Annotated in this window: 26 protein-coding genes; 6 read left to right on the top strand and 20 right to left on the bottom strand. The window is 60.6% G+C overall.

The annotated features are described in order from the left end of the window. Positions 1–97 precede the first annotated feature (97 nt). Genes JDO7802_RS13635 through JDO7802_RS13625 form a run of 3 tightly spaced genes read right to left on the bottom strand, consistent with a single transcriptional unit; the run spans position 98 to position 2,640 of the window. Positions 98–1,009 carry a pPIWI-associating nuclease domain-containing protein gene (locus JDO7802_RS13635; RefSeq protein ID WP_222836407.1) on the bottom strand — a complete coding sequence of 304 codons (912 nt, stop codon included), beginning with the start codon at positions 1,007–1,009 and terminating at the stop codon, positions 98–100. 9 nt (positions 1,010–1,018) lie between these two features. After that, complete coding sequence (locus tag JDO7802_RS13630; RefSeq protein WP_144430619.1) at positions 1,019–1,591, bottom strand: hypothetical protein; 573 nt, start codon at positions 1,589–1,591, stop codon at positions 1,019–1,021. A gap of 35 nt (positions 1,592–1,626) precedes the next feature. Continuing rightward, complete coding sequence (locus tag JDO7802_RS13625; protein WP_222836406.1) at positions 1,627–2,640, bottom strand: hypothetical protein; 1,014 nt, start codon at positions 2,638–2,640, stop codon at positions 1,627–1,629. A 116-nt stretch (positions 2,641–2,756) separates the two neighbouring features. Between JDO7802_RS13625 and JDO7802_RS17715 the strand changes: the two genes are divergently transcribed. The 5 genes from JDO7802_RS17715 (at position 2,757) to JDO7802_RS17705 (ending at position 8,672) form a co-directional block, all read left to right on the top strand. Next, positions 2,757–3,581 (top strand): type IV toxin-antitoxin system AbiEi family antitoxin domain-containing protein, encoded by an 825-nt coding sequence (locus JDO7802_RS17715; RefSeq protein WP_083481170.1) that lies wholly within the window; start codon positions 2,757–2,759, stop codon positions 3,579–3,581. Further along, on the top strand, positions 3,578–4,459 hold the full coding sequence (locus JDO7802_RS13615) for a nucleotidyl transferase AbiEii/AbiGii toxin family protein (protein WP_055086426.1): 882 nt from the start codon (positions 3,578–3,580) through the stop codon (positions 4,457–4,459). The genes JDO7802_RS17715 and JDO7802_RS13615 overlap by 4 nt, the downstream gene beginning before the upstream one ends. 89 nt (positions 4,460–4,548) lie before the next feature. After that, a complete protein-coding gene (locus tag JDO7802_RS17710; RefSeq protein WP_222836405.1) occupies positions 4,549–4,878 on the top strand; it encodes a hypothetical protein in 330 nt (109 codons plus the stop codon). A gap of 54 nt (positions 4,879–4,932) precedes the next feature. Then, a complete protein-coding gene (locus JDO7802_RS13610) occupies positions 4,933–7,944 on the top strand; it encodes an HsdM family class I SAM-dependent methyltransferase (protein WP_055086424.1) in 3,012 nt (1,003 codons plus the stop codon). A gap of 113 nt (positions 7,945–8,057) precedes the next feature. Further along, complete coding sequence (locus JDO7802_RS17705) at positions 8,058–8,672, top strand: hypothetical protein (RefSeq protein ID WP_222836404.1); 615 nt, start codon at positions 8,058–8,060, stop codon at positions 8,670–8,672. A 147-nt stretch (positions 8,673–8,819) separates the two neighbouring features. On the opposite strand, the gene JDO7802_RS13605 is transcribed toward JDO7802_RS17705, so the two are convergent. From JDO7802_RS13605 to JDO7802_RS13565, 9 genes are all read right to left on the bottom strand, one after another. Further along, on the bottom strand, positions 8,820–10,142 hold the full coding sequence (locus JDO7802_RS13605; protein ID WP_055086423.1) for a tyrosine-type recombinase/integrase: 1,323 nt from the start codon (positions 10,140–10,142) through the stop codon (positions 8,820–8,822). A gap of 229 nt (positions 10,143–10,371) precedes the next feature. Continuing rightward, on the bottom strand, positions 10,372–11,505 hold the full coding sequence (locus JDO7802_RS13600; RefSeq protein ID WP_055086421.1) for an aminotransferase class I/II-fold pyridoxal phosphate-dependent enzyme: 1,134 nt from the start codon (positions 11,503–11,505) through the stop codon (positions 10,372–10,374). A gap of 201 nt (positions 11,506–11,706) precedes the next feature. Then, positions 11,707–12,393: a phosphate regulon transcriptional regulator PhoB gene (gene phoB, locus JDO7802_RS13595; RefSeq protein WP_055086419.1), complete on the bottom strand. Its 687-nt coding sequence runs from the start codon at positions 12,391–12,393 to the stop codon at positions 11,707–11,709. After that, complete coding sequence (phoU, locus tag JDO7802_RS13590) at positions 12,393–13,109, bottom strand: phosphate signaling complex protein PhoU (RefSeq protein WP_055086417.1); 717 nt, start codon at positions 13,107–13,109, stop codon at positions 12,393–12,395. The genes phoB and phoU overlap by 1 nt, the downstream gene beginning before the upstream one ends. 10 nt (positions 13,110–13,119) lie before the next feature. Then, positions 13,120–13,917, bottom strand: a complete 798-nt coding sequence (pstB, locus tag JDO7802_RS13585; protein WP_055086415.1) for a phosphate ABC transporter ATP-binding protein PstB — start codon at positions 13,915–13,917, stop codon at positions 13,120–13,122. A gap of 16 nt (positions 13,918–13,933) precedes the next feature. After that, on the bottom strand, positions 13,934–15,283 hold the full coding sequence (pstA, locus tag JDO7802_RS13580) for a phosphate ABC transporter permease PstA (protein ID WP_055086413.1): 1,350 nt from the start codon (positions 15,281–15,283) through the stop codon (positions 13,934–13,936). Further along, positions 15,280–16,743, bottom strand: a complete 1,464-nt coding sequence (gene pstC / locus JDO7802_RS13575; protein WP_055086411.1) for a phosphate ABC transporter permease subunit PstC — start codon at positions 16,741–16,743, stop codon at positions 15,280–15,282. Before pstC ends, pstA begins: the two co-directional genes overlap by 4 nt. A 75-nt stretch (positions 16,744–16,818) precedes the next feature. After that, positions 16,819–17,853 carry a substrate-binding domain-containing protein gene (locus JDO7802_RS13570; RefSeq protein ID WP_055086410.1) on the bottom strand — a complete coding sequence of 345 codons (1,035 nt, stop codon included), beginning with the start codon at positions 17,851–17,853 and terminating at the stop codon, positions 16,819–16,821. A 177-nt stretch (positions 17,854–18,030) separates the two neighbouring features. Continuing rightward, on the bottom strand, positions 18,031–19,059 hold the full coding sequence (locus JDO7802_RS13565) for a sensor histidine kinase (RefSeq protein WP_055086409.1): 1,029 nt from the start codon (positions 19,057–19,059) through the stop codon (positions 18,031–18,033). Positions 19,060–19,282: 223 nt separating this feature from the next. On the opposite strand from JDO7802_RS13565, the gene JDO7802_RS18300 reads away from it, so the two are divergent. Continuing rightward, positions 19,283–19,435 carry a hypothetical protein gene (locus JDO7802_RS18300; RefSeq protein ID WP_187298145.1) on the top strand — a complete coding sequence of 51 codons (153 nt, stop codon included), beginning with the start codon at positions 19,283–19,285 and terminating at the stop codon, positions 19,433–19,435. A gap of 97 nt (positions 19,436–19,532) precedes the next feature. Here the strand turns inward: JDO7802_RS18300 and JDO7802_RS13555 are convergent, their stop codons facing one another. From JDO7802_RS13555 to rpmA, 8 genes are all read right to left on the bottom strand, one after another. Further along, complete coding sequence (locus JDO7802_RS13555; protein ID WP_055086406.1) at positions 19,533–20,726, bottom strand: trans-sulfuration enzyme family protein; 1,194 nt, start codon at positions 20,724–20,726, stop codon at positions 19,533–19,535. 24 nt (positions 20,727–20,750) lie between these two features. Beyond that, on the bottom strand, positions 20,751–22,010 hold the full coding sequence (locus JDO7802_RS13550; protein WP_055086404.1) for a glutamate-5-semialdehyde dehydrogenase: 1,260 nt from the start codon (positions 22,008–22,010) through the stop codon (positions 20,751–20,753). A gap of 18 nt (positions 22,011–22,028) precedes the next feature. After that, on the bottom strand, positions 22,029–23,126 hold the full coding sequence (gene proB, locus JDO7802_RS13545) for a glutamate 5-kinase (protein WP_055086402.1): 1,098 nt from the start codon (positions 23,124–23,126) through the stop codon (positions 22,029–22,031). Beyond that, positions 23,111–24,169 (bottom strand): GTPase ObgE, encoded by a 1,059-nt coding sequence (gene obgE, locus JDO7802_RS13540; RefSeq protein ID WP_055086401.1) that lies wholly within the window; start codon positions 24,167–24,169, stop codon positions 23,111–23,113. Before obgE ends, proB begins: the two co-directional genes overlap by 16 nt. A 79-nt stretch (positions 24,170–24,248) precedes the next feature. Next, positions 24,249–24,815, bottom strand: coding sequence for a GNAT family N-acetyltransferase (locus tag JDO7802_RS13535; protein WP_083481169.1), 567 nt, complete (start codon positions 24,813–24,815; stop codon positions 24,249–24,251). Then, complete coding sequence (locus JDO7802_RS13530; RefSeq protein WP_055086400.1) at positions 24,812–25,414, bottom strand: LysE family translocator; 603 nt, start codon at positions 25,412–25,414, stop codon at positions 24,812–24,814. The genes JDO7802_RS13535 and JDO7802_RS13530 overlap by 4 nt, the downstream gene beginning before the upstream one ends. Continuing rightward, positions 25,411–25,983, bottom strand: coding sequence for a GNAT family N-acetyltransferase (locus JDO7802_RS13525; protein WP_245624194.1), 573 nt, complete (start codon positions 25,981–25,983; stop codon positions 25,411–25,413). Before JDO7802_RS13525 ends, JDO7802_RS13530 begins: the two co-directional genes overlap by 4 nt. 97 nt (positions 25,984–26,080) lie before the next feature. Then, positions 26,081–26,350 (bottom strand): 50S ribosomal protein L27, encoded by a 270-nt coding sequence (gene rpmA / locus JDO7802_RS13520; RefSeq protein WP_055086399.1) that lies wholly within the window; start codon positions 26,348–26,350, stop codon positions 26,081–26,083. Between the last annotated feature and the right edge of the window lie 6 nt (positions 26,351–26,356).

Raw genomic sequence — 26,356 nt, 5'->3', positions numbered from 1 at the left:
ATGCCGGCAGAGTGGCTATTTCGAGTGCGTTGCTAGCCACCAGAGTCACGTCTTGGCGGGATGGAAATCACCTGGCACCTTTCTTGAGACCGGCCAATCACTCGTAGAAACTACTGTTGTCCACTTGAAGCTGGATGTCTTTCTGCTGAATCTCCATCGGCATTGCTGGATTTGAGGTGATCACAGCGCTGTAGGGATAAGAATCGTCCATTCTAAAGCCGATGTCATTTCGCACGTCTGAGTTTGAGCCGTACTGTAATTCCACCTCAACTTCTCCGGTGACCACATACTCGAGCGCCAACGCTGAAATAGACCGAACTTCGACCGTATCGATGTGATGCCCATCTACAGTTGCGTGTGTGGCGATTTCGTCGAGTTCCTGGATGGTCTCTGAGATCAGGTTCTCAAAGACGGCGTTATGCATGACACTTGCCGTCGTTCGAACTATCTCCTCTCTCCCTGCTATAGCGGCGCGAAGAAGATCGAGAAGGCTCTCGAACACCTCAAGGATCATTTGGCGGACCACAGATCCCTTGCGCACGATTGTCTCAGCGCGAACATGAGTGGATTTGTTCAGCGCTTCGAAGGCATCCAAAAGCGGTATCGTGAAGTCTGTCATTTCAAGCTTGAGCGCGTCTTTGACGAAATCCTCCGGAAGCCCCGCATGGACGATGTAATGTGCCTTTTGACGTCGAGTGACGGTCTTGGTGTCCTTGGCTTGGACAAACCAAACACAGTCTCGCACGGCGTCGTCCGGCGCGAGACTATGCAGAATGTGGCCAGTGACTTCGCGTAGCCCGCTCGCGACCAAGTTTCCTCTGATCGGGTTTTTCTTGTCTCGGGCGATCCGCATGACGCCTTTGACAAGTTTCTTCAAAAACTGATCGTCCAGGAAAAACTCCAGAAGGTCGGCCTGCAGTTCCGCGATGTCGCGCCAATCAGTTTTTTGCCTAGCCAATGTGTATACATCTCGCTGTATCAGGTTTATAAATTCCGTCGCTGAATTCATGATGATTCATCAGTATTTCTCGAAGCTTGGATTGTAAAACTGGTCAGCAAACTCACCCAGTATTGAGCGAGCTTCTCTCACAGCACTTTGAGCGAGCGGGCTCGCGATGTCGCCTAATGATCGATCAGTCGTCGCAATGGCCGCGATGATCCGCAGCAGGGTTGCGAAGGACTCTCGAATTAAATCAAGGACGTATGGCTCACACCACAAGTCGCCAAATTCCCGTTTTCGCAGTTCGCCGTGCCATCTCGGATTTCGGCTGAACACCAGAGACTTTTCCATTTTGAATGAGACGCCGTGTGCGATGTTGTGACGAATGATGAACCCGGAACGCGTTGCCTTCGACCAAGTTTGCAGAAAGGTGCGAACATCGTCTTCAGGCACAGTTTCAGCGTACTTTTCCAACATTGAGATCAAGTTGGTTATCGGTTTTAAGTCCGTCTTTGGACGAATTCCCTTTGGCTCGATTTTCTCTAAGATCCAGATCGCGCGCTCGAGGTGATGTTCAATGTTTCCAGCGTGAACGATGATAGAGGCGACCTTTGGCGCGGTGATCTCGTCCAGACCAAGCGTTTTGTCCATCAGGGACGCTCGGCCATACTGCTTGGCAGGCTGCTTCATGACTCTGCTGCGCTTCGAGGTGTTGGGGTGCCGCCGGGCTTCGGGACGAAGTCGGGCCAGGTATGCGGTTGTTGATAAAGGATGATGTGTACGACCCTCTGTTCTAGGGCGCGTTCTAGAGCGCGCCGGAAATTGCTCATGTTGCTGACGACCGCGTCGCGTCTAATGGCATGGCGCCAGTTGATTGCTTCGCCTTGCGGTAAGGTCCAATGCAGGAGGTGAGTCAGTGCCATGTGGCCGAACATCATGCCGTCATCATCACCGGCGACGAAGCGAAGGTCGATGTGTGTGGCGCTGTTGGATTGCTGTTCGGATAGCTCCCACGTTGTGAAAAGCGTCGTGACGTCCGGGTCTAGGTTATCCGCTGTCTCTCCGCCGGAGATCATAAAGCCCACCTCGTCGATCCTCATTTTCCATTGCTCAGTTACGGTGCCTTCGGATTCCTCTCGCTCGACGAGTGCTTCTTTTTTGCAGCGGAAACGCACACCCGCACCGGAGGCGATCTTGTATGCGACGTCGCCTGCAAGGACGCCGAGTAGGTTCTCTTTCATGGCGTCGCCGAACGTGATGTTGAGGTTTGTCTGAGCCTTGGTGAGGTGCTGAACGTCGAAGAGCACCCAGATGCCGTGGTGTTTCCAGGCAATGAGCAGGGGCATCTTGACCAGCTGCGCGTAGGCGCGGAGCCGATCAAGATATTGCGGGGTGAAGGAAAGTGTCTGCTTCCCCTTTGATTTCACTTCGATGAGGACGGGGCCAGAATGTTCAAACTTGGCCAGCAAGTCGGGAACCTGATAGAGGTCGCGCGAACTTGATGGCGCTTGATGCTGGTCGAGCTTATGAAGGAGATGCGCCTTGCCGAGCCAGCTGCAGATGGCTGTAAACTCGTCTTCGGCGGGCAGACCTTGGTCCAGTCGTTTGACCTTGTCTGCGACTTTCTTCGGGTCGTCATCCCAACCGAGCTCTGAGAGAACCTCTTGGATCAGCCGGTCGCTATCGTCTGTCTCCGTCATTTGCGTACCTAGAATCATATTTATAAATCCGCTCCGGAAGCGGAGTTAGCCATATTGAGCTTGCTGAAATTGTAATATCATAATAGAAAGTCGGCGGATAGAGCGGATTTTCAAGTATGATACCTCAGCGCACCTCCAGTTTGGCGACCTATGTAGAAGAGCTCGCATCCAGCGGCCGGACCTGCTTCACTCGCGAGGACGCGGTAGAGGCGTTGGGCGTCAGCCATGGGGCGCTTCTCGACGCGGCCGCGCGCCTCAAAAAGCGGGGTCATATCTTTGCGCCGCGCCGAGGCTTTTACGTCATTACGCCCACACGGTATTTGAAGTGGGGTGCACCGCCACCAACTTGGTACATCGATGCTATGATGAAGGATGCGGGGCGACCTTACTATGTGGCGCTCCTAAAAGCCGCAGAGCTCCATGGGGCTTCTCATCAAGCGGTCATGGAGTTTCAAGTCGTCACTGATCGGCAGTGGAAACCCATCCGGGCCGGACGTTCAAAGCTCGCTTTCTATTTCCGCAAGGACATTGAACGCGTAGGGCAAGGCGTTAAGCAACGAAAGACCGACACCGGCTCGATGCGGGTGTCTTCGCCAGCGCTGACCGCGTTGGATTTGATACGCTATCCGCATGCTAGCGGTGGCGTCGATCACGCGGCGAGCGTTCTCAATGAGCTTGCCGTCCATATTGACCCGATCGAGTTTGATGTCCTCGCGCCGAGCTTTGAGCGGTCTGTTGTCCAACGCCTTGGCTATATTCTCGAGCATTTGGGACATAATGAGGTTGCGTCCGGTTTGGAGAGGCACATCCGAAACGGCAATCTACCATGGGTCGAACTTGATCCTGGAGAAGCAAGTCCAGTCACCTCCTACGATGAGCGAGGGCGAAACGCACGTTGGCACATCATTGTCCGCCGCCCAATTGAAGTCGATGAACAATGATCCCCGAAACCAACATCACAGCTTGGAGCTTGATCGCGCCGTGGGCCGAGCCAAGGCAAGTCGAGCAGGACTTGATTATCTCTCGCGCTCTCGTCGAGATATTCAATCACGATTTTCTGGGCGACGAACTAAGGTTTCGAGGGGGCACAGCCCTCAACAAGGTCATCTTCCCCGAGCCGTTGCGTTATTCGGAGGACATTGATCTCGTCCGCACAACGACCGGGCCGATTGGCCCCATCCTTGATGCAATGCGAGCCGTGCTTGAGCCTTGGTTGGGACAAGCGAACTTTGCATCGAGCCAGGTCGCACCGAAGCTGCGTTTTCGCGTTCCGGCAGAGGACGATCCTGAAGCGCAGATCCGGTTGAAGGTAGAAATCAACATCGCTGAGATCGAGGCTTTCGACCCGCCGGTTTCGGTCCCATACGCTGTCGAGAACCCGTGGTTCACAGGAAATACGACCATCGCATCCTATTCCGCGGAAGAACTGCTGGCGACGAAACTGCGGGCCTTGTTGCAGCGCGACAAAGGGCGCGACCTTTTTGATCTTGACCATGCGCTCGATGCGCTTCCCGATCTCAATCTCGATCGGGTTGTGGAGTTGTTTGTCCGGTATCTTGGTCTGCAAGATCAGACCATCTCTCGCGCAGAAGCAGAGCAGCGGATGCTCGCAAAGTTCGCACGGCCAGACTTGCTGGGTGACATGCGCGCGCTGCTGACACCTGATCGTGCCGATGCGCTGGATGCTGCCGCCGGGCGAGCGGCCTTCATCAGGGTATTCATCAAAGTGATCGAACGTCTGCCCGGTCAGCGGTGGGCGCGAACCGGGGAAGTTGCTGAGCAGCTAGGCCTCTCAGAACTTCTCGGGCGGCCTTCATGATTAGGTCTTTAACGACCCAATCATCGTGTGCGATGCGTCCAAGGCGACTGGTCGTGCAGTCAACCACAAGGCTTTACCCACATAAAATAATGTGGTTAAGTACATTAAAATATGTGTTATTGGGTCAAATGCAGTATGCGGAATTCCTAGCAGAAATTGGGAAGGCTGGACTGAGTGTCCGTGGTTTCGCGGAACTGGTCGGCATGAATCCCAATTCGATCTCCAACTATGCCCGAACGGGAGAGCTTCCGACGCATCTGGGGCTCATTGCCGTGCTTGTAGCGGGTGTAAATGATCTTGGCGGCGACTATCGCCAGGTGATGTCAAAGGTGCCGCTAGCTCCAAAGAAGGTGCGAGGCGGAGCCCGCAAAGGTCGTTTTGGGGGAGATCGCCAGGCCACCTTGGAGCTTGGCTCATGAACCGGCCTTTTGAGAAGTCCCTTGAAGTGGGCCATGCGGACGTCAGGTGCTGGTATGGTTGACCTCAAAGCTAATGCAAGTGCGTTTGGGGCCGACCTAAGGTCGCTGCACTTATTCGATGAAGATAGTCCCGATTTATTGCCTTATGCGACATTGCTGACCGCCCGGCGCGCGGGCGGCGGCGACCTGTCTATTGTCCGTGCTGTCTACGAGTGGCAGGGCGCGCCGCTGATGTTTCTGGCGGAGGCCGATTCCGTCACCGATGAAAGCCAGTTGCATCGCATCAGACGTTTGCTCTCGATGCGCGGTGACGCGCCCTATCTTGCACTCGTCGCTTCGGGGCAACTTCAGGTCTACCGGCTTGCACTCGATGGGAAATCGCCCGCGGAAGCTCGCGTCGATTGGGGTGATGACGACGCGAAAGACATGACAGCTTTTGCTCGCCTCGCGAACATCCGTCCACAAGCTGCGATCAGTAAACGCACTTGGATTTCGAATGTTGTCCTTAATCTGCTCACAGGCTCTATCGACCGGCTAATTGAGATAGGTGAGGTTTCGGACGAAGACGCGATTTCGCTTGTCGGCCGTGCGCTGTTTACTCGCTTCCTGGCGGATCGCCACCTGCTACCTACCAGCATGGTTGGCGAGGCGTCGGCCTCCGATCTGTTCGACAATCCGCATTCCGCGCAGCAAACATCCATTTGGCTTGACGAGACCTTTAATGGCGACCTCCTTCCTCTTTCTGACAGTATTTTTTCTCGTCTCTCGGGCGAAGCCTGCCAGATTCTCGGTGATGTTCTGCGGCGGGCCCCAGACAGCCAGCTCTTTCTCGGATGGGAGGAGAAATGGGATAATCTTGATTTTTCGCACATTCCGGTAGGTGTACTCAGTCAAGCCTATGAACTCTACCTGCGCAATCATGCACCGGCCCGGCAGCGCCGTGAAGGTGGGTACTATACACCCAGATCGATTGCTGACCTTCTGGTCCGGGCTTCCTTTCGATCTCTAGAACGCCAGGAGATCAGTCATGAGGCGCGTGTTCTCGATCCGGCGGCCGGGGCGGGCGTCTTCCTCCTAACAGCATTTCGTGAATTGGTGGGGGAGCGCTGGCGCATTGAAGGTCGGCGGCCGGATACGGGGGCACTCCGCGCAATTCTGGACGATCAGATCGTCGGTTTCGACATCAATGAGGCCGCGCTAAGGTTCGCTGCGCTCGGTCTATATTTGATGTCGATTGAACTCGATCCGAACCCTCGACCTGTCGACAAGCTCGGCTTTAACAATCTGCGCGGCAAAGTTCTCCACCTCGTGTTCGCCGAAAGCGAGGAAAAGGGTTCACAGCTGGGGAGCCTTGGGCCAGCGGTTAGTGACGATCACATCGGACGGTACGATCTGGTCGTGGGTAATCCACCATGGGCGAGTGGCACCCGGCTACCGGACTGGAATTTGGTTCGCTCGACAGTTTCCCGGATTGCCGCTGAGCGGGGAATTGCATCAGCGCCGCCTCTACCTAACGAAGTGCTCGATATCCCGTTTGTTTGGCGGGCGATGGAATGGGCCAAGCCGGGGGGGCAGATAACCTTCGCGCTGCATGCGCGACTGCTGTTTCAACAAGGGGACGGTATGGCTGAGGCACGTCAAGCCGTGTTTGACGCACTCGACGTCACATCCATCATCAATGGGGCAGAGCTGCGCCAGACGAAGGTATGGCCTGAGATTTCCGCGCCGTTCTGCTTGTTGTTCGCGAAAAACCGGCCACCCGTGAATAGCGCCGGCTTCCGCTTTATCAGCCCTCGGATCGAGACCTCGTTGAATGAGGCGAGTGTTATGCGTGTCGACGCGACAAGCGCTGAAGTGGTTCCTGCACACCAGCTTCGTGAAACACCGGAGATCCTCAAAATACTATTCCGAGGAACGAAGGCTGATCTTGGGATACTTGAGAGGATACGAAATCAAGGACATCCCTCCCTGCGAGCCTTCTGGACAACAGTGATGGGAGCCGGAACACGCGGCCGCTTGCATAGAAGCGGCAATGGTTTTCAAACCCTCAAGGCAAGCAGTCGGATAAGAAAAAACGGTGATGGTCTCCCTGGCGTCGACGCAAGATATCTCCATGGCTTGCCTGAACTATCGGCTTCGACGTTCACCGAAATAGAAATCGACACAGAGAGTTTGCCGAACTTCTCGCATGATAGAATTCACGACCCTAGGCTGCGAGAATTATTCACCGGGCCAATGGTGATTGTTCATCAATCACCACCTGCGGACACCGGACGCATTTCGATCAGCGTTTCGGATTCGGATCTTGTCTTCAATGAAACATTTTACGGCTATAGCCCGAGTGAGATAGACGATCCGCACGTTTTTGTGCGCTATCTTGCCCTCATTCTGGGCAGTAAGTTCGCAACTTGGTTTGCGCTCCTAACAAGTGGAAAGTTTGGCTTTGAACGAGACGTAGTCGAAAAATCTGCATTGGATCGAATTCCTCTGCCCGACTTCAGGGAACTCGATCATGATAAAATTTCTGAAATCAAAGCACTCTACGATGATCTGGTTGCAGAAAGGATCACATGGGAAGAAGTCGATGGATGGGTCTCAGATCTATATGGGCTAGGCCCGCGCGATCTTCAGGTCATATCCGATACTCTGCGCTTTAACTTACCATTTGCAGGAAATAAGCGGGAGGCTCAGGCCGCACCAACAGCAAAAGAACAGATGCGGTTTTGCAAGGTTTTGTCGGAAGAGCTTGGACCGTGGTTCAAGCGACTGGGCACTGAAATCAGTGTTCGATCTCTCGATCATTCAAGTGCTTCACCTTGGTATGGCTTGGAGTTGCGCAAAAAGGGTAGCGATGTCGTCATCACGACGCCAAGCGATTGGGAAGGTCTTTTGAGCGCCGCAGACGGGGCTGCGGCAACGGAAATCATGCTCTTCGACGAAGACGAGAGTGTGCTCATCGGGCGGCTGTCACAACGCCGTTATTGGAGCGAAACCCAAGCTCGTTTATTGGCCCAACGTATAGTCTGGTCTCATCCGGATTTTATGCGAAAAGTGGCACGCGCATGAGTCTGCGCACAATCCGGCCGCGACCCGACCAGATAGCCGAGCTCACACGTGACCTCGAACTGCCTCTCCCGGAGATATCCGAGCTTCACCTCGAAATCATCGCGGAGAGTATCTTGACTGCCTTCAACGAGGTCCGCGCTTCATCTCCTGCTACCGTGACCTCTGGAAGTGAGGCTGAGATCACGGCATTGCTCGAGGCTCGTCTCAACCATATGGTCGAAGAGGATCCGTTTTGGCGGCAGTTGGTTCTGTGCGTGGCGCGTGGGAAAGAGAGTGTCAGTTACGACGGTTCACATCTGGAAAAACGACCCGATCTGTCGATCTTCCTATCGGGCGCGCACCGAGGCTTTCCGCTCGTCGTTGAGGCAAAGATTATCGATGGAGCAAACTCGAAAACCGAGGCCCTGTATTGCGACAACGGGCTACGTCGTTTCGTCGACGGCGAGTATGCTTGGGGCAATCGTGAGGCATACATGATTGCCTACGTCCGAGATGGTTCGTCTATCGATGGCAAGCTGACGCCATTTTTGTCGCTTGCGATGGGGCAAACGCCTCCGAAGTATCTCGTTGAAGGTCTTCCTTCGGCTGCGGGGCCAGGAGGCGTGGATCTGGCATGGTCTCAACATGGACGCAGCTTTCTATACGACAGTTCGTCCACGTCGCCATCGGAACCCGGACCTATTTCCGTTTGGCATCTATGGCTCACGAAAGAATGCAATCATGAGTGATTTGCAGATGAGGGTGGCGTCTCGACCTTGTTAATGGCGTGAAACACTAGGACGCTTCGCTCGAACGATACTAACGGTCAGATATGACGTTTAATGCTGGTATAGCTGTCAAATATGACGGTTAGTGACAGGCATCGAGAATCACGGCTAAGTGCACGGCCGCGCTTCGGTCAGCATGTCGTTGATAGCACTCCGCCGTGTCTGCCTATCGAGCGTGTAGGTGTTCCGTCTGAATTCCACCCCTTCGAGAAGCGCCTTCACGTAGCCCGAAACCGTGTCGGCGGCCATGATCAAGGTTGAATCCAACGTGTGAACATATTTGCTTGTGACGGATCCTTTGGCGTGTCCGATGAGGGCTGCAATGGTGATCTCAGTAAATCCAAGATCATTGGCGATGCTGGCGAAGCTGTGCCGCAGGACGTGGGGTGTAACGTCCCAGAGCGGCGTGTCGGCGAAGAGTTTCTTCCAGCTCTGCGGAAAGTTTCCGACGGCGTTGTCCTCACCTTGGCCGGGGAAGACATAGGTTCCATCCCGTTTCAGGCGCGCTGCCTCAAGATAGTCGACAACCGGAAGGCCGACCGGTCGCACGGATGCGCCTTCCTTGCTGTCTTTCAGACGCAGGCAACTGCCTTCGATGTCGACCTCGCTCCACCGCAGACTGATGATCTCGCCACGCCTACAGCCGGTCATGGCGATGAGGCGGAGGATCTCGGCATGGATGCCGAAGTGTCTGTCATGCTGCACGTCCTTAAGAATGCGACCCAGCGTCCGGTACTCCGCTTCACTCAGTCGTCGGTCCCGCACCTTGTATCGCGGCTTCTTCAGGCCATGGGTCGGGTTCTGGTCTATGATTCCAGCTTCGATCGCGTAGGTGAAGATGCCGCCAAGGAGGCCCATGGTGCGGATGGCAGTGCCGCGCCCGCCGCGCACGATCGCTTTGCCACGAAGCTTCTCCGTCTTCATCACGACGCGCGTCTTTCCGGCGATGATGTCCTTCATCAAATTGTTCATGTCCGGTTTAGTGATGTCCTTGATCCTCCGCGTGCCGAGCAAGGGGATGATGTGACGGCGGATGCGACCGACGTCGGTCGCGACGGTGGTCGCCTTCTTTGGGCGGCCTCCTTTCCCGAGAACAAGGCCCGCTTCCATGTCGGCGATGTACTGTTCGCAGAGCTCTCGCACGGTCACCGCACGGCGTTCCTCTTCTCTTTCGGCAGCGGGGTCTTCTCCCTGAGCGATCTGGCCAAGCAATGCCTTTGCTTCACGACGAGCAGTTTCGGGTGTCCACACACCATGGATTCCAATCGTGTAGCGCCGCGAGCGACCTTTCGCTCTATACTGGATGAGGTAGCTACGCTTCCCTGAGGGATAGACACGAAGACCGAAACCCGGCAGCTCGTCGTCCCAGACAACGTGGCCTTTGCTCTGCGGCTCGACTGCCTCTACAAACCGTTTGGTCAGTTTGGTCATGCTCCCATCCCTTGGAAGCCTCGATTTCGAGTAAGCACCACGCAAGCACGCGGAAGGAAATCAAGGCGTGTTCTCGGATAGAGACTTCGGAGCCTCGTTTCTGAAAGGCAATATATTTCAGGCTGTTAGCGTGCTCTAGCGTACCCTATCGTGCAGTTCGGATGGGTCCTTAAACCAGCTCCGAAGGCAGAGGTCGAAGGTTCGAATCCTTCTGGGTGCACCAATTTCTTTACCGTCGACGGGCCAGGAAATCCGAAACTTTCGGCAACCCCGCACGCATTGCCTCCGGATCGTTGGCGAATCCGATGCGGACCGTTCCTTCGACACCCATGGCGGACCCCGGCGTGAACAACACGCCTTCTTCGGCCAGCAGGTCGAGGCAGAGCCGTTCAGATCCGATGTCCAGATCATAAGCCACCAATGCAGTGGTACCGGCGGCGGGTTTGACCCACGACAGGCCCGGCTCCGCCGCAACCCAGTCGGACAGAAGCGCGAGATTGCCACGCGTGATCGCGCGAGAGCGGTGGAGAATGCGATCCTTCGCCTCCAGTGCCAGCGTGGCGAGGTGGTCGTCGATCATTCCCACCGAAATCGTGTTGTAGTCGCGATGGTGGCTGACGGCGTCCAACACGGGGGAGGGGGCGCAGATCCAGCCGAGGCGCAACCCGGCGAGCGAGAACACCTTGGACATGCTGGCGGTGGAAATGCCCCTGTCGTAGATATCCACGATGGACGGCCCCATGCCATCGTCGTCCTGCGCCGACCCGCGATAAACCTCGTCCACCAGCAGCCAGGCCCCCGCGCCATCGTTGCCGACGCGAGCGATTTCGGCCAGCCGCATCAAACCGTCGCGGTCGATGAGAGAGCCCGTCGGATTGTTCGGATTCGTCAACGCGATCATCCGCGTGGCCGGCGTGACGGCGGCAGCGATGGCATCGAAGTCGGGAAGCCAGTGATCATCCGGATTCAATGCGACACGCGTGACATGGGCACCCAGGCTTTCGGGGATCGAGATGTGTTGCTGATAGGTTGGGGTCAGCGTGACGACGTGATCGCCGGATCCGACCATGGCCGCCCAGACCAGCGCATTCGCCCCGGCGGTGCCGTGGGTGACGACGATATCGCCGGGCTGCCGGTCAGCATAGAGCACCGCGATGGCACGCCGCAGCCGGTCGGAGCCTTCGATCGCACCGTACGTCAGTTTCATCGGAAGAAGCGCCGACAGGGCCTGCGCGTTCTGGCCCGACAGGTAGAGCAACTCTTCCAGCGTCAGACTGGTCACGCAGGTCTCGGCCAGATTGTGCGTGCAGTTGTTTTCGTGGGCGTTCATCCACATTTCGACGCCGAATGGTTCGATATGCATGGGGTCTCCGGCAATGTGGTCTGGCACTTCGACGTTACCGGGGCCGGCGACAGGAACGGAAGTGCAGATTTATATTCACGGGTGACATGGTAAATACATAAGTTACATTTACATAATCTTGGTTATTGGATGACTGGTGGTCGATTTGGCGTGCCCCCCAATTTCTGAACATCGGTCCGCAACCCGCTGAAGATACGGCGTTCAGCCCAGCGAGTATCCGGCACCGCGCACGGTTCTGATCGGATCGTCTGCCCCCGTGGCGGCGCGCAAGGCCTTTCGAAGTCGCCCGATGTGAACATCGACGGTCCGGCTGTCGACATAGATATCGCGACCCCAGACGCGGTCCAGAAGCTGATCACGGGACCAAACCCGGCCTGGACGCTCCATGAATGTCGTCAACAGCCGAAATTCTGTCGGGCCGAGGTGCAACTCTTGGCCGTCGCGGAAGACGCGGTGTTCAGCCGTATTTATCATGACGTCGCCGAACTCCAGCTTTTCGCCGACGGATGCGGGCCGAACGCGGCGCAGCTGCGTGCGGATGCGCGCCATCAATTCGACGACCGAATACGGCTTGACCACATAATCATCCGCGCCCGTCTCCAGCCCCCTCACCCGGTCGACCTCTTCTGATCGGGCCGAGATCATGATGACGGGAATGGCGCGTGTGTCAGCCGCGGATTTCAGGCGGCGGCACACTTCGATGCCCGAAACCTCGGGCAGCATCCAGTCCAGCAGGATCAGATCGGGCGCATCTTCGCGCGCCAGGTCCAGTGCGGCATCGCCGGATGTCGCTTGCAGAACGTCGAACCCTTCGGCCTCCAGGTTATAGACGAGCACCTCGCGTTGCGGCGCCTCGTCCTCGACCACCAAAACCGAGGGCTGGGTCATCAGACCGTCCCGCCTTTGGCGGTGCTGGTGATGTCCGCCTTGGTGCGATCTTCGTCGGGCAGTTCGCCGTCGACCAGATAGATCACCTGTTCGGCGATGCCGGTCACCAGATCACCCATGCGTTCGATGTTCTTGGCCATGAAATGCAGGTGCATGCAGGCCGTTATATTGCGCGGGTCTTCCATCATATGGGTCAGATATTCCCGGAACAGACCATTATACATCTGGTCCACTTCCTCGTCGCGGGCGCGCACGTCATAGGCCAACGCGGCGTCGCGCTGGATATAGGCGTCGAGCGCATCGTTCAGCATGATCTGCACGGCCTTCGACATCCGTTTGAGCGACGCGGCACTGCCGTCCACCGTATGAAGATCCGCAAGGATTTCAGTGCGTTTCGCGATGTTCTTCGCGTAATCTCCGACCCGCTCCAACGCGGCGGAGATGCGAAAGACCGACAGAACGGTCCGCAGGTCGGTTGCGATGGGTTGGCGCAAAGCAATGACCTTTGCCGCCTCCTCGTTGACCTGCAACTCCAACGCGTCGATCGCCTTGTCGCTTTTGCGCGTCGCATTCGCCAGTTCGACGTCACCGTCGAGCAATGCCTGACTGGAGTTTTCGATCGCCGCCTCGACCAAGCCACCCATGCGCATGATCAGGGCCTGAATGGTTTCCAGGTCGCGATCGAAGGCGCTGGCGATGTGTGTATTGTTGATCATGTCGCTCTCCTCAGCCGATCCGACCGGAAATGTAGCTTTCGGTCCGGGGATCCTCGGGCGAGGTGAAGATCTTGCCGGTTTCACCATATTCCACGAGGTGGCCCAAGTGGAAGAAGGCCGTCTTTTGGCTGACGCGGGCCGCTTGCTGCATCGAATGCGTGACGATCACGACGGAGTAATTCTGCCGCAACTCGTCGATCAACTCCTCCACCTGCGCGGTGGCGATGGGGTCGAGGGCGGAACACGGCTCGTCCATCAGCAGGATCTCGGGCGCGGTGGCGACGGCGCGGGCAATGCACAGGCGTTGCTGCTGACCGCCCGACAGACCAGTGCCGGGTTGTTGCAGGCGATCCTTCGCCTCGTCCCACAGCGCGGCACGGCGCAGTGCGTTCTCGACGATTTCATCCAAATCCGCCTTGTTCTTCGACAGCCCGTGGATGCGCGGGCCATAGGCGACATTGTCATAGATTGACTTGGGAAACGGGTTCGGCTTCTGAAAGACCATGCCGACCTTGGCGCGCAGCTGCACCGGATCGACCCGCTTGTCATAGATGTCTTCGCCGTCGATGCGGATGTCACCTTCGACGCGCGCGATGGGAATGGTGTCGTTCATCCGGTTGATGCACCGCAGGAACGTAGACTTGCCGCATCCGGACGGGCCGATGAAGGCGGTGACCGTGTTTGCCGCGATCTCTACGTCGACGTCCTTGATGGCGTGGGTGTCGCCATAATAGACCTGAACGCCGCGCGCCGTGATCTTGGGTGTGTCGGTGGTCACGGCGTTCTCCGTCATATTTGTATCTTTCATGTCGGCCCCCTGCCCTTTACCACCGCCGCTCGAACTTCCGGCGCAGGAAGATCGCGGTCAGGTTCATCACCAGAAGAAACAGCAGCAGCACGATGATCGCACCGCTGGCCCGCTCCACGAAAGCCGGGTCCGACCGCTGCGTCCAGTTAAAGATCTGAACCGGCAGCGCGGTGGCCGGGTCGAAGAACCCGCCGTCCAGCGGGCTGTCGGGGTATTCGCGCACGAAGGCGACCATCCCGATCAGCAAAAGCGGGGCGGTTTCACCCAGGGCCTGCGCCAGGCCGATGATAGTGCCGGTCAGGATGCCGGGCATGGCCAGCGGCAGGACGTGGTGGAACACCGATTGCATCTTCGACGCCCCAAGGCCGAGCGCGGCGTCGCGGATCGACGGCGGCACGGCTTTGAGCGCAGCGCGCGTCGCGATGATGATCGTGGGCAAGGTCATCAGCGTCAGGACAAGGCCGCCGACGATGGGGGCCGACTGCGGCAGCCCCGCGAAGTTGATGAAGATGGCGAGGCCCAGGATCCCAAACACGATGGACGGCACCGCGGCTAGGTTGGAGATATTCACCTCGATCAGGTCGGTCCAGCGGTTCTGGGGCGCGAACTCTTCCAGATAGATCGAGGCGGCAACGCCGATGGGCAGTGCCAGCACCAGAACGATCAGCATCATGTAAAGCGAGCCAAGGATCGCCACGCCAAGACCCGCCGCCTCGGGCCGCGTGTCCGACGCGTCGGGCGCGGTGAAGAACAGCCAGTTGAACGACGTGCCCAGCAGGCCAGCCTCCTTCAGGCGGTCCGCCAACTGCAATTGTTCGGGGCTGATGTTGCTGTCACGCTCGGCCGAGGCCATGGTCACGCGGTCCTTGTAGTATCCGTCGATCCGACCGGACGCGAGGGCGTTCACCTCGATCGTGGTGCCGATCACGTCGGGGTTGGCCAGCACGCGGTTGCGCAGTTGCGCCACGCTTTCGTCCGAGATCAGCTCGGCCACGTCCTTGTCCGACAGCTCTGTCTCGATCCCGTTGGCGGCCAGCGTCGCGACCAGGCCGTCGCGCAGAAGCGGCGCATACCCGAAGGTCGTGACCTTGGACATCACCGACGGATCGCGGACACCGGATTTGTCGAGCTTGTCTTCGGGCAGATCCACCTGAATGCGAAGCGTGGTCTGCTGAAACGACGACAGCCCGTTCGACAAGATCGAGATCAGCAGAAGGACGAGCATTCCGATCCCGATGCAAACGGCGATCAGGCCGTACATCTTGAACCGCCCCTCGGCGCGGTTGCGCTTACCGGTCCGATCGTCCTGGTTCAGCAGGCTGCCCTTGCCCGCGCCTGTCGGGCCTGCGGCGGTCACGTCGGTCATTCGTACTGCTCCCGATATTTGCGCACGATGAAGAGCGCGAGGACATTGAGGCCCAGTGTAATCACGAAGAGCGTCAGGCCGAGAGCAAAAGCCACCAGCGTCTCGGGCGAGGCGAAGTCGGTGTCCCCGGTAAGCTGCGACACGATCTTGACGGTGACGGTCGTCATCGCCTCGAACGGGTTGAGGTCCAGCCGGGCCGCGGCCCCTGCCCCCAGAACGACGATCATCGTTTCCCCGATGGCGCGCGACGCGGCCAACAGTACGGCCCCGACGATGCCCGGCAGGGCGGCGGGCACGATGACCTGACGGATGGTTTCAGATTGCGTGGCCCCCAGGCCCAGCGACCCGTCGCGCATGGCCTGCGGCACCGCGTTGATGATGTCGTCGGACAGCGAGGACACGAAGGGGATGAGCATGATCCCCATGACCAGCCCCGCGGTCATCACCGACGACGCGGAATTGCCAAGCCCCAGCGGCGAGGCAAAGGCATCGCGCAGAAGCGGCCCGACGGTGACGAGCGCGAAGAGACCGTAAACGATGGTGGGAATGCCAGCGAGAATTTCAATCAGCGGCTTGGCGATGCTGCGAAATCGCTTACCGGCATATTCGGACAGATAGATCGCCGCAAACAGACCGATCGGCACGGCGACGATCAACGCGATGAAAGAGATGTAGAGCGTGCCCCAAAGCAGCGGCAGGATCCCCAGCTCCGACGCGCCGCCCCTGCCCGAGAAGCTGGGCTTCCACGTCAGGTTGAAGAAAAATTCCGTCCACGAATACTGCCGGAAGAAATTCATCGTCTCGAACAGCATCGAGAGCACGATACCCAGGGTCGTCAGGATGGCGATGGACGCGGCCGCCATCAGCAGGATCAGAACACCCTTTTCGACCACGTTTCGCGCGCGGAATTCACCTTGCGACTTGCGGATGGCCCAAGCGGTGCCGATCAGCGCGATACCGATAACCGCGGCGGCCATGATCCAGGACAGGACGACGCGGGCCTGCCAGTAATCGACAGCGGCCGAAAGCACATCGGCGGTCAGAGGCGTACCAAGGGCCGTTCCGCCTGCCGATAGGATTTCGCCCACCGCTTCGGTATTCAGTGACGACAAATCCCTCGTGCCGAACTGGTTGAAGGCAAATCCCTGTTCGACGCCATCGGCCACGCGGCGCACGTCGCCCATCACAAGGCCGGGTGTGCTGCCTTCGGGAATGGCGCTGTCAGGCAGATCCGACAGGATCGACCGGTCGAGCAACGTCGGCTGCACCACCAACCAGACCGCCAGCAGCAGAAGCGCGGGGACAAGCGCCGTCATCGCACCATTCAGGCCGTAATAAATCGGAAGGGAATGCAGACGCCGCGCGTCCCCGTCAACCGAGCCAATGGCCCGTGCACGGGAGACGTAGAACGCGACGATGCCGAGAGCGGCAAGGATCAGAAGGATCCAGCTGGTTGGCATAGCGCGGTCTCCGCAGCTGCGAGGCAGGTCAGTCGGGGCGTGGACCGGGGAATCGCTCCCCCGGCCCGCGATGCCTTACTGCATCGTGGTTTCGTCGGAAACCGTCGCCTGAGTTTCGGCCAGCTCGGGATCGGGCACCAGGCCGTAGTCCGAGAGCGGGCCGCCTTCGCCCGCGATATCGTCATTCACGAAGAATTCGGCGAATTCCTTGAGACCGGGGATCGCGGCGATATGCGCCTTCTTGATATAGAAATAGAGCGGGCGCGACACCGGATAATCCCCCGAGGAGATCGTCTCGGTCGAGGGCGTCACGCCGTTCATCGTCGCGACCTTGAGCTTGTCGGTGTTGTTTTCGTAGAACGACAGGCCGAAGACACCCACGCCGCTCGCGTCGCTTTCGATGCGGGCCAACGTTTCGGTATAATCGCCGTCGATGTCGACGCTGCGCCCGTCGGACGCGATCGACATGCAGGCTTCCTCGGCCGCATCCTCGTCCATGCCGCCCGCCATCATGCGCTCCATCGCGCCGGTGTCTTCGCAGCCCTGCAGGATGACCTTCTCCTCGAACACTTCGCGGGTGCCGTGTTTGGTGCCCGGAATGAACGCCAGGATGTCTTCTGCCGGCAGGGCCGGGTCGACGTCCGCCCAAGTTGTGTTGGGGTTTGCGGCCAATGTGCCGTCTTCGCCCGGGATCTGCTCGGCCAGCGCCAGATACCACTGCGACGGAGTGAACTCGGTATAGGCGGGACCGTCCTGCTGCGACGCGAAGACGATGCCGTCGTATCCGATGCGGACCTCGATGATGTCAGTTACGCCGGCGGCGGCGCAAGCCTCGCGCTCCGCATCGCGGATCTGGCGGGACGCGTTGGCGATGTCGATGGTGTTTTCACCCACGCCTTCACAGAAACGCTTCAGACCGGCGGAGGAGCCGCCGGATTCAACGACCGGGGTCGGGAAATCGAAGTTTTCGCCAAAAGCTTCGGCGACGATGGAGGCATAGGGCAGAACGGTGGAGGACCCGGCGATCTGCACCTGATCCCGCGCTGCGGCGGCGGTGGCCGACACGGCGATGATGGCCAGGGCCGAAACGGTGACCTTGTTGATGGACATGGAATGCTCCTCGTTTGATTGAGCGGCAGACGGGCCCCCCCTTGGGTCCCGTTCCGGGGCCGGACCTAGGACCGGGGTGTTGGCCTTTTGTGACGGTTACGTAACGGTTTTATGACAGCGCCCTTCCCCGCTTTGAAACTTGGCGCGCTTGGCCGAAAAATCGACCCCTTCCGCCGGTCACGCCGCCGGAAGCGTGATCGAAACCGTCGTCCCCTGCCCCGGAACGCTTTCGATACGCATCCGCCCGCGATGGCGATTGACGATGTGCTTGACGATGGCCAAGCCCAACCCGGTGCCCCCCTGCGCCCGCGACCGGCCCGTGTCGACGCGGTAGAACCGTTCGGTGAGCCGCGGGATATGTTCCGGCGCAATGCCCACGCCGTCGTCCCGAATGATCAGCCGCCAGGCCGGCCCCCGGATCACAGGCTCCCGCGCGACATGTTTCAATGTCAGGGCGATCCGGCCCGGTTGGTGTCCGTATTTGACCGCGTTCTCAATCAAATTGGTCAGGACTTGCACGATCTGATCGCGGTCCGCCAAAACGCCCGCCCTATCCGGCAGGTCGGACACGATCTCCACCCCCTCGACCTCGGCACCCGGCTGCAAGGTCCGCAGGGTTTCGGTCACCACTTCGATCAGATCGACCATATCGGTCGGACGCTTTCGCGATTGGCCTTCCAACCGGCTCAAGGACAAAAGATCGCCGACCAAGCGGTTCATCCGCGCCGCCTCCTGCGCCATCATGCCCAGAAACCGGGTGCGCGCGTCGGCGTCGTCGCGGGCCGGGCCCTGCAGCGTTTCGATGAACCCTGAAATGGCCGTCAGCGGCGTCTTCAACTCGTGGCTGACGTTAGCGACGAAATCGCGGCGCATCGATTCACCCGCGTGAACCTCGGACAGATCGCGGAAAACCAGAAGGACGTGTCGCGTTCCGTCCCCTCCCGACATTGGTGTGACGCGCACCTCGAACGGCGTCTCGACCTCCCCGGAGCTGTGGATAAATCGCGCAACCCCATCGTCGTTCTTGGCGTAAGCGTCCTCCACCGGCGATAAAAGTGCCGGTTGGCGCAGAACGCTGACATAGGATCGCCCGATAACCCACACACCCAGGCGTTCGCGCGCGGAGGCATTGGCGATCACCACCCTCCCCGCCCCATCCAAAAGTAGCGCCGGCTCCAGCAAGGCGTCGAGAATGGACTCAATCATGGCGGGACCTGAGGTGTTTCGACTGCCGCCTGCGATGTAAATCAACACCTGTCAAGTGTTTTGGCGTCCACGAAACCTGGATTGGCACTGTCGTAAATTTCACAGCCGATCGGAGGGGTCCGGTCACGTCACATAAGATACAGGGGTGGGCCTATAACCAGCGAACGATCACCGTCGCTGCGGTGGCTTGGCCGAGAGTAGGAAGAGCATCGACACCGACACCATGAACGACGTCAGCCTGACAAAAGCCATGGTTGTTCTTTCCCCGGTATTCGCAGGTCAGTTCGACGCGACTGATCTAGCCGAATGTCTGACCGGCTTCAGCTACAGCGGTCGCTACATCGCGGTTGTTCCCATATGCCGGATCATTCGATGATCAGACGAAAAGTTGCGATGGTCGCCCCCAACCTGTCGTTGGACATCGCGGAAACCGGGGACGGTCCGCGCAACGCCCGATGCGGGTGGTCATCCGATCAGGTCAGTGTCGCGTCCAAGGCATTGCGGAAATCGTCGCTTAGCAACTTGATGGGTTCGCAGCCCACGGATACCCGGAAGAACCCTTCGGTGATCCCCAGGGCTGCGCGCCCGTCGGGGGTCAGCGCGCGGTGACTGCTGGAGGCGGGATGCGACAGGGTCGTGCCCACGTCGCCCAACGTCGGTGCAAAGGCGATCTGGGGTGCTGCACGGGTCAGGGCGTTGGCCTGCGCACGACCGCCCTTCAGGCGGAAGCTGACCATATTGCCCCATTGACCGTTCAACAGGGCGTTCGCGCGATTGTGGTCAGGATGGTCAGGCCGACCGGGATAGATCACTGCCTCCACCGCCGGGTGGTCCGCAAAGACCTGCGCCAGATGGCCCGCGTTCGCCTGCGCCCGCTCGAACCGCATGTCGAAGGTGTACATCCCCCGCTCCGCCATCCAGCAGTCCCAGGGGCTGGGCGTCAGACCCAGCGTGACGTTCGTGTCATAGATCGCCTTGCGCTGCGCGGGGTCGCGCGCCAGCACATAGCCCAGGGTCACGTCGGAATGTCCGGCCAACAGCTTGGTCACGGAATGGATGACGACGTCGGCACCGCGCGTGTAAGCCGGAAATCCGTAGGGCGTGGTGAATGTGTTGTCCACGACAAGCGTCAGGCCCCGATCCTTGGCCAACGCCTCGATCCCGTCCATGTCGGCGATCCGCAAGGTTGGGTTGGACACCGCTTCCACCAGCAGCAGCTTCGTCGCCGGCGTGATCGCCGCCGCCATGGCCCCCACATCGGTCGGATCGGCCAACGTCGCGGTGATGCCCCACCGCGGCAGATCCTGCGTCAACATTCGCAGGGACCGCCCGTAAAGCTGATTGCCCCCGACGATGTGATCGCCGGCGGACAGCAGCCCCAGCATCGTTGCGGTCACGGCGGACATGCCCGATCCGGTGACGATGCCGCCTTCGCCGCCCTCCAGCCGGTCGATCATCTGCGCCAGGACGTCCGCGTTCGGATGCCCTTCTCGCCCATAGGTATACCCTTTGGCCCGCCCCTCGTACTGATCGTCCAGCGCGTCCGGGTCGGGCGAGGCATAGACGACCGATGGTTGCAGCGGGGTCGTGACGGCGCGACTGATCGAACCGGGGAAGACCGTGCGACGGATCAGGTTCGGCCGGGGGGCGTCGGGGGTTTCGGACATGAAGGTCGCCTTCCAGGGTATTGATTATGAACGGATCGCGCCGTTACCGGTGACAAGATATTTGAAGCTGGTCAACTGCTCCGCTCCGACCGGGCCGCGGGCGTGCATCTTGCCCGTTGCGATCCCGATCTCCGCCCCCATCCCGAATTCGGCACCGTCCGCGAACTGGGTGGAGGCGTTGTGCATCAGGATTGCGGAATCGAGCCCCGCGAAAAAGCGTGCGACGACGGCCCCATCCTCCGCAATGACGCAATCGGTGTGGTTGGAGGAATGGCGGCGGATGTGGTCTATGGCACCGTCGATGCCGTCGACGACCTTGGCCGCGATCGTCATGTCGAGAAATTCGGTGCCCCAATCGTCGTCCGTCGCGGGGATCGTGCCGATCAGCCCTTCGCCCGCATGAACTTCGACACCTTCGCGCATCAGGTCGGCGATGATCTCCGCACCCAAGGTCTTGGCGATGTCCCGGTCGATCAACAGGCATTCGGCGGCGCCGCAGATGCCGGTGCGTCGGGTCTTGGCGTTCAGAATGATGGCGCGCGCCATGTCGGCGTTCGCAGATGCGTCGACGTAGATGTGCACGATGCCTTCCAGATGCGCGAAGACGGGCACCCGTGCTTCCCGCTGGACAAGACCCACAAGGCCCTTGCCGCCGCGCGGGACGATGACGTCAATGTGGTCCGTCGCAGCCAGCATTTCGGATACGGCGGCCCGGTCGCGGGTCGGAACCAGTTGGATCGCGGTGTCGGGCAGACCGGCCGATTTCAGACCCGCCACCATGGCGGCATGAATGGCGCGGCTGGAATGAAAGCTTTCGGATCCGCCGCGCAGGATGACGGCGTTGCCGGCCTTGAGGCACAGCGCACCGGCGTCGGCGGTCACGTTCGGGCGACTTTCGTAGATCACACCGATCACACCCAGCGGCGTCGCGACACGTCGAATATGAAGACCATTCGGGCGGTCCCATTCGGCCAGCACGCGGCCCACGGGATCGGGCTGCGCTGCGATGGCCCGCAGACTGCCTTCGATGGCACGAATTCGCTCCTCGTCCAGACGCAGGCGGTCCATCATCGCGTCGGTCAGGCCCTTTTCGCGGCCGTAGGCGAGGTCGCGTTCATTCGCCGCCAGCACGTCCGTTCGCGCGGCCCACAGGGCGTCTGCCGCACCGATCAGCGCGGCGTTTTTAACCTCGGCCGTCGCGGCAGCCAGCGGCACGGTCGCGGCGCGGGCGGCGCGGCCGATATCACGCATCAGGCCGGGAATATCGGGGCTCGGATCCTGCATCTCGTCTCTCCGGGTGGGTCAGATTGCCATGTCGTCACGGTGGATCAGCGCGGTTCGTCCGGCATAGCCAAGGGCACCCGCGACGGCGTCGGATTTCAGGCCCTTGATCGCGCCGACCTCGCGCGCGTCATAATTGCTCAGCCCCGTCGCGATGACATGGCCGGTCGCATCCTCGATCCGCACCGGCTCCCCGCGGCCAAAGGCGCCTGTGACCGATTGCACGCCGGCCGGAAGCAGGGATTTGCCGCTGCGCAACGCACGTGCGGCCCCGGCGTCGACGGTGATGACACCGCGCGTCTTCATCGCGTTGATCCACCGCTTGCGCGCCCGCTGCGGGTCATCTTTGGGCACGAACCAGGTGGCGCGGGCCCCGGCCCGCAGCGCGGACAGCGGCGCATCGGACCCACGCGCGATGACCAAGGCACAACCCGCGCCGGTCGCGGTCCGGGCCGCCAGGATCTTGGTGATCATGCCACCCTTGGACAGCCCCGACACGCCTTCCCCGGCCATCGCGGCGATGTCTTCGGTGATGTCCGTCACGATCGGCAGGTGTTCCGCCGAGGGGTCAAGCGCCGGGTTCGCGGTATAAAGCCCGTCGACGTCCGACAGCAGGATGCAGACATCCGCGCCAGCCATCGCGGCGACCTGCGCGGCCAGGCGGTCGTTGTCGCCGTAGCGGATTTCATCGGTGGCGACGGTATCGTTTTCGTTGACGATCGGCACGACGCCCAGATCCAGCAGCGCCTGAAACGTATTGCGCAGATTGAGATAGCGCCGCCGGTCTTCGCTGTCGTCCAGCGTCAGCAGGACCTGGGCGCAGCGCAGTGGTTGCAACGCAGCCTCGTAGGCGGCCGAAAGCTGGATCTGACCGACGGCAGCGGCGGCCTGCGACTGTTCCAGGCTGAGCGGCGGCGTCAGGTCGAGGACGCGGCGCCCCAGGGCGATCGCCCCGGAGGAGACGAGGATCACCTCTTTTCCCTCGGCCCGCAGCGTCGCGACATCCGACGCCAGACCGGCCAGCCATGCGGTCCGCGGTGCCCCTGTCGTGGCATCGACCAGCAGGGCCGACCCGATCTTGACGACGATCCGTTTCGCGTCGTTCAGACCGGCGACCACGGCGCGCCCCCGTCCTCGTCCTCCGCCGTATCGCCGGAGGGTTTGGCACCAGGGGCCTTCAACCCGATCATGTCGCGCAACGCCCGCAGCACCTCCGTCGTGCCGGTGCCCGAGATTGCGGACATGGTCAGAACATCCGTCCCGATCGCCTTGGACAGCGCGGCGCGGCGCGCGTCCAGATCCTCCTCGGTCAAGGCGTCGATCTTGCTGAGCACCGTCAGGCGCGGCTTGTCGACCAGCCCCTCGCCGTACATCTCCAACTCGGTGATGATGGTGCGGTAATCCTCGACCACGTCGGGCGATGTGCCGTCCACCAGATGCAGCAAGGCCCCCGACCGTTCGACGTGGCCCAGAAACCGATCGCCCAGACCCGTCCCGTCATGCGCGCCTTCGATCAGGCCGGGGATGTCGGCGACGACGAATTCCACGCCATCCACCCCGACGACGCCCAGGTTCGGAACGAGTGTCGTGAAAGGGTAATCCGCAATCTTGGGGCGCGCATTCGACGTAGCCGCAAGGAAGGTCGATTTGCCCGCATTGGGCAGGCCCAGCAGGCCGACGTCCGCGATCAGTTTCAGGCGCAGCCAGATTTCGCGCTCGACCCCCGGCTGACCGGGGTTCGCACGGCGCGGTGCCTGGTTGGTGGCCGACTTGAAATGCTGGTTGCCGAAACCGCCATTGCCACCCTTGGCCAGCACGATCCGCTGGCCCGGTTCGGTCATGTCGGCGATCACTGTCTCCTGATCCTCGTCCAGGATTTCGGTGCCGACCGGGACCCGCAGCGTGATGCTGTCGCCATCCTTGCCGGTGCGCTGCTTGCCCATGCCGCCCTGACCGGATTTGGCGAAGAAATGCTGCTGATAGCGGAAGTCGATCAGGGTGTTCAGCCCCTCGACCGTTTCCACGATAACGTCGCCGCCGCGCCCGCCGTTGCCGCCATCCGGTCCGCCGTATTCGATGTATTTCTCGCGCCGGAACGACACGGCGCCCGAGCCGCCGCCGCCGGAGCGGATGTAGACACGGGCGAGATCGAGGAACTTCATGGGCGGGACTATCCGGGTTGGGGTCAGGTCCGTGCGATAGCCGCCTTTCGCGCGGTCCTCAAGCCGGTGCGCGCGCGGGTCAGGCCATCTGGCGGATGTATGTCCAGGTCGGAACGACGGCCCCTCGCCCGACGCAGAACGTCTCGGCGTCGCCGATGTAGTCGAAGCCCGCATTCGTCAGGACGCGGGCCGACGCGGGATTGTCCTGGAAGATCGTGCCGAAGATCTGCCGGGCACCGGTCGGGTTCGCCGCCAGAAGCGCCGTCACCGCCTCGGACGCGAGGCCGGTGTTCCACACGATCGGTGCGACCCAATATCCGATTTCCGATTGCGCGCGGTCCATCCGCTTGAGGCTGACGACGCCGACAAGCTCGTCCATTCCCGCCTCCGATGCGTCCATCGCCCAGACCATGTCTTCTCCCTGCCCAGCCATGACACGCGTGACGAAGGCATCCGTCGCCCCCGGGGGAAGCGGATGCGGGATGGACGGCGTGCGCAGGGCGACGCGGGCATCGGCCGCATAGAGCTCGATCAGGCCCATGTCGCTGCGCCGAAGGGGCCGCAGCGACAGCCTGCGGGATGGTACGGTCACCTGATCCTGCGTCTTCACCTCGTCCAGCCGGTGCGGCGCAGATTGTGGGGTCATTTCGGTTCTCCTGCAAAGAGCACGAACAGAACGCTGGCCACGGTCAGACCCGCCAATGTCCACATAAGATAGCGTTCCGCTGAAGTGCCGCGGACGCGGTGAGCGATCATGCTACCGCCCCAGGTCCAAAGAGGATGGAGCACGATCTGGGTTGCCAGAAGGACCGCGGCGATCGTGGCCGTGGCGGTCAGGGCCGGCGTTCCGGGCGCGACGAAGGCGGTGAACCCCCCGGTGATCATCGCCCAGGCTTTGGGGTTCAGCGGGTGCACGATCAGACCGGCCAGGAAGCCGGGGGCCCGGGCGTCCCCCTTTGCGGCCAAGCGCATGTTCGCGACCCGCCATGCCAACCAGATGATATAGGCGGCCGATATCCATTTCAGCGCCTCGAACGCCCAAGGATAGCGGGTTGCAAGCTGCATCAAACCAAAGCCGACGGGCCAGATGATCAACTGCTTGCCAAGCGCCACGCCAGCGACGAACGGCAGCGCGGCGCGCAGGCCGTGGGCCGCGCCGGTGGTCATCAGCGCCATATTCGCCGGACCGGGCGTGCCGACCTGACTGGCGGCAAAGACCGCGAAGCTGAGGACTGCGACGCTCATGCCGCGCCCCCGTCCCAATCGGCGGCCAGCAGACCCATGATCAGGTCGTCCTGCCATCCGTCCGGCACGCGGGCCGACTGACGCTCCCGCCCCTCCTCCACGAAGCCAAGCCGGGCGTAGCAGCGGATTGCGCGCGTGTTGTCAGCCAGAACCCGCAACGACAACCGATGCAGATTCAACCCGTCGAATGCGTGGTCGATGACGAGCCGCAGGGCTTCCGTGCCAAATCCGCGGCCCAATTGGGTCGCATCCAGAAGGCCGATGGCGATCTGTGCCCTGCGGTCCGCCTCCACCGGCGAATGCAGGCGGACCGTGCCGATCAGCACGTCGTCCACGGTGATCATCCAGGCCCCCGCCCCGCGCTGTTCCGCCAACCAAGATTCGCTGCGTTCGGGCGTGAAGGCCGCCGTCGCCGCGATGTCCTGGCCGTAGGCCTGCAGGATCCCCGGATCATAGCCAAGCGCCATGCGCGCCCGGGCATCCGCGTCGACCGGGGCGCGCAGCGTCACCCGAGGGCCGGTCAACGTAAGCGGCGGTGGGCCGGTCATAACCGGAACGGTCTGGGTCATGATGGCCTCCCGTTCTGGGGTGATCGGGCGAAAAGAGAAACGAAAAAGGGGACCGGCGTGGCCGATCCCCTTGATTTTTCAAACCTTGAGGTTCGGTTTATTCAGCGGCCTCGGCCATCGGCATGACGCTGATGAAGGTGCGCCCCTTGAAACCCTTGCGGAACGTCACCGCGCCGTCGGTCGTGGCGAAGATCGTATGATCCTTGCCGATACCGACACCTTCGCCCGGCCACCACTTGGTGCCGCGCTGGCGCACGATGATATTGCCCGCGATGGCCTTCTGACCACCGAAGAGTTTCACGCCAAGACGACGACCCGCAGAGTCGCGTCCGTTGCGGGAGGAGCCACCGGCTTTTTTGTGTGCCATTTGTCC

Source organism: Jannaschia donghaensis (genome assembly GCF_001403795.1).
Classification (GTDB): Bacteria; Pseudomonadota; Alphaproteobacteria; order Rhodobacterales; family Rhodobacteraceae; genus Jannaschia; species Jannaschia donghaensis.
Note: the sequence above shows the minus strand (reverse complement) of the source record. Positions and strands in the feature narration are given on the sequence as shown.